Annotated in this window: 1 protein-coding gene; it reads left to right on the forward strand. The window is 67.2% G+C overall.

Features of this window, described 5'->3' with window-relative positions:
- Positions 1 to 7: 7 nt before the first annotated feature.
- On the forward strand, positions 8 to 3,031 hold the full coding sequence (gyrA, locus tag KBX53_RS27705; RefSeq protein ID WP_309140869.1) for an intein-containing DNA gyrase subunit A: 3,024 nt from the start codon (positions 8 to 10) through the stop codon (positions 3,029 to 3,031).
- Positions 3,032 to 3,037 lie beyond the last annotated feature (6 nt).

The following is a 3,037-nucleotide window of genomic DNA, read 5'->3' on the forward strand; positions in this document are numbered from 1 at the left end:
GGCCGAGATCGGCTACCCGATGCTGGAGCACGTCGAGGCCGCCGTCCTCGCCGGCGCCTTCGTCAGTGAGGGCTGGGTCTCCCCGAGCCGCGCCGGGTTCAACAACGTGGACCGGGAGTTCTTCGTCCGTGTTCTCGCGGCCTACGACCTGGCCGTCGGCGGCCCCCGCTACGTGAGTGAGCGGGTCATCGCCTCCGGCAGCACCCTGCACGAACTCGATGTGCAGGACCTCACCGCGCTGCGCGAGAGCCTTCTGGGCGACATGATGGGCGCGCGCAGCGCCGCGAAGTTCGTTCCCGAGTTCGTCTGGCAGGGGCCGGCAGCGGTCAAGCGGGCGTTCCTCCAGGCGCTGTTCGAGGGCGACGGCTCGTCGTCGCTGCTGCCGCGCAACACCATGCAGATCTCGTACTCGACTCGCAGCCAGCGATTGGCGGCCGAGGTCCAGCAGTTGCTGCTGGAGTTCGGCGTGGTCAGCCGGCAGACCCGCTACGACAGTGGCGAGATCAAGGTCGTGGTGACCAACCGGCGCGACGCGCGGATCTTCGCCGCGCACGTCGGCTTCCTCGGCCGTAAGCAGGCCAAGCTGGAGGCCGAGCTGGCCCAGGTGCCGGCGAGCAGCACGGCGCTCTCCAGCGACCACGTGCCGCTGGTCGGCGACTTCATCCGTGAGCACGGCGCGACGCGCTGGACGGAGCAGGACTGGCTGCGCCGGCACAACGTGGACCGCGTCGAACGGTGGGAGCGGGACCGGGACGAGATCGCGGCCCGGATCACCAACTCCGAGGTGCTCGACGTGGTCGAGCCGTTGGTCGACGGCCGGTTCTACTACGCCGAGGTGGCGCAGATCACTGACGCCGGTGTGCAGCCGGTCTACAGCGTCCGAGTCGACACCGACGACCACTCGTTCGTCTCGGACGGGTTCGTCAGCCACAACACCGAGTGCAAGCTCGACCCGCTCGCGATGGAGATGCTGCGGGACATCGACGAGGACACCGTCGACCTGCAGGACAACTACGACGGCCGGGCCAAGGAGCCCACCATCCTGCCGTCGCGGATCCCCAACCTCCTGGTGAACGGCTCCGAGGGCATCGCGGTCGGCATGGCCACCAAGATCCCGCCGCACAACCTGCGGGAGATCGGCGCGGCGGTGCAGTGGTGCCTGGAGCACCCGGACGAGGACGAGGAGACCACCCTCGAAGCCCTGCTCGGCATCGTCAAGGGCCCGGACTTCCCGACCTACGGCCTGATCGTCGGCACCACAGCGATCCAGGACGCGTACCGCACCGGTCGCGGCTCGATCCGGATGCGCGCCGTGGTGGAGGTCGAGGAGGACAAGCGGGGTCGCCCCTGCCTGGTTGTCAGCGAGCTGCCCTACCAGGTCAACCCGGACAACCTCGCCGAGCGGATCGCCGAGCTGATCAAGGAGGGCAAGCTCGCCGGGATCGCCGACATCCGCGACGAGTCCTCCGGTCGTACCGGCATGCGGATCGTGCTGGTGCTCAAGCGCGACGCCGTCGCGAAGGTCGTGCTGAACAACCTCTACAAGCACACCCAGCTCCAGGAGACCTTCGGCGCGAACATGCTGGCCCTGGTCGACGGGGTGCCGCGCACGCTCAACCTGGCGCAGTTCATCCGCTACTACGTCGAGCACCAGATCGACGTGATCCGCCGGCGGACCGCGTTCCGGCTGCGTAAGGCCGAGGAGCGGGCGCACATCCTGCGCGGTCTGGGCAAGGCGCTGGACGCGCTGGACGAGGTGATCGCCCTGATCCGGCGTTCGCCGACCGTGGACGACGCGCGGCAGGGCCTGATCCGGCTGCTGGAGATCGACGAGATCCAGGCGACCGCGATCCTGGACATGCAGCTGCGCCGGCTCGCCGCGTTGGAGCGGCAGCGGATCGTGGACGACCTGGCCAAGCTCGAGCTGGAGATCGCCGACCTCAAGGACATCCTCGCCAAGCCGGAGCGGCAGCGGAAGATCGTCTCGGAGGAGCTGGGCGAGATCGTCGCCAAGTGGGGCGACGACCGCCGGACGCAGATCATCCCGTTCGACGGCGAGGTCTCGATGGAGGACCTCATCGCCCGCGAGGACGTGGTCGTCACGATCACCCGCACCGGGTACGCCAAGCGGACCAAGGTCGATCTGTACCGCTCGCAGCGACGCGGCGGTAAGGGCGTCAGCGGCGCCACGCTGCGGCAGGACGACATCGTCAGCCACTTCTTCGTCTGCTCGACCCACGACTGGATCTTGTTCTTCACGAACAAGGGCCGGGTCTACCGGGCCAAGGCGTACGAGTTGCCGGAGGCCAGTAGGGTAGCCAAGGGCCAACACGTGGCCAATCTGCTCGCCTTCCTGCCCGACGAGCAGATCGCGCAGATCATTGAGATCCCGAACTACCAGGTAGCCCCCTATCTGGTACTGGCCACGAAGAACGGCCTGGTGAAGAAGACGCGGCTCGAGGAGTTCGACTCCAACCGTTCCGGCGGCATCATCGCGATCAACCTTCGCGATGAGGACGAGCTGGTCGGTGCTGCGCTGGTTGCCCCGGAGAACGACCTGCTGCTGGTCTCGAAGAAGGCACAGGCGATCCGGTTCAACGCCTCCGACGAGGCGCTGCGGCCGATGGGCCGGGCCACCTCGGGCGTGATCGGCATGCGCTTCACGGACGACGACGTCCTGCTGGCCATGGAGGTCGTGCGGGAAGGTTTGGACGTTCTGGTGGCCACGAACGGGGGATATGCCAAGCGCACCCCGATCGAGGAATACCCGGTGCAGGGCCGGGGAGGTAAGGGCGTGTTGACTGCGAAGATCACCGAACGGCGCGGTGGTCTGGTTGGCGCGGTGGTGATCGATCCGGACGACGAGCTGTTCGCGATCACCAGCAATGGTGGTGTCATTCGGACTCCGGTGAAGCCTGTACGCCGTACGCGTGACCGGAACACAATGGGGGTCAAGCTGATGGACCTCCCGGACGGCGTGACTATCGTGGCGATTGCTCGCAATGCCGACGAGCCTGACGACCAGGACTAGTTGAAT

Source organism: Micromonospora sp. M51 (genome assembly GCF_018070305.1).
Taxonomy (GTDB): Bacteria; Actinomycetota; Actinomycetes; order Mycobacteriales; family Micromonosporaceae; genus Micromonospora; species Micromonospora parva.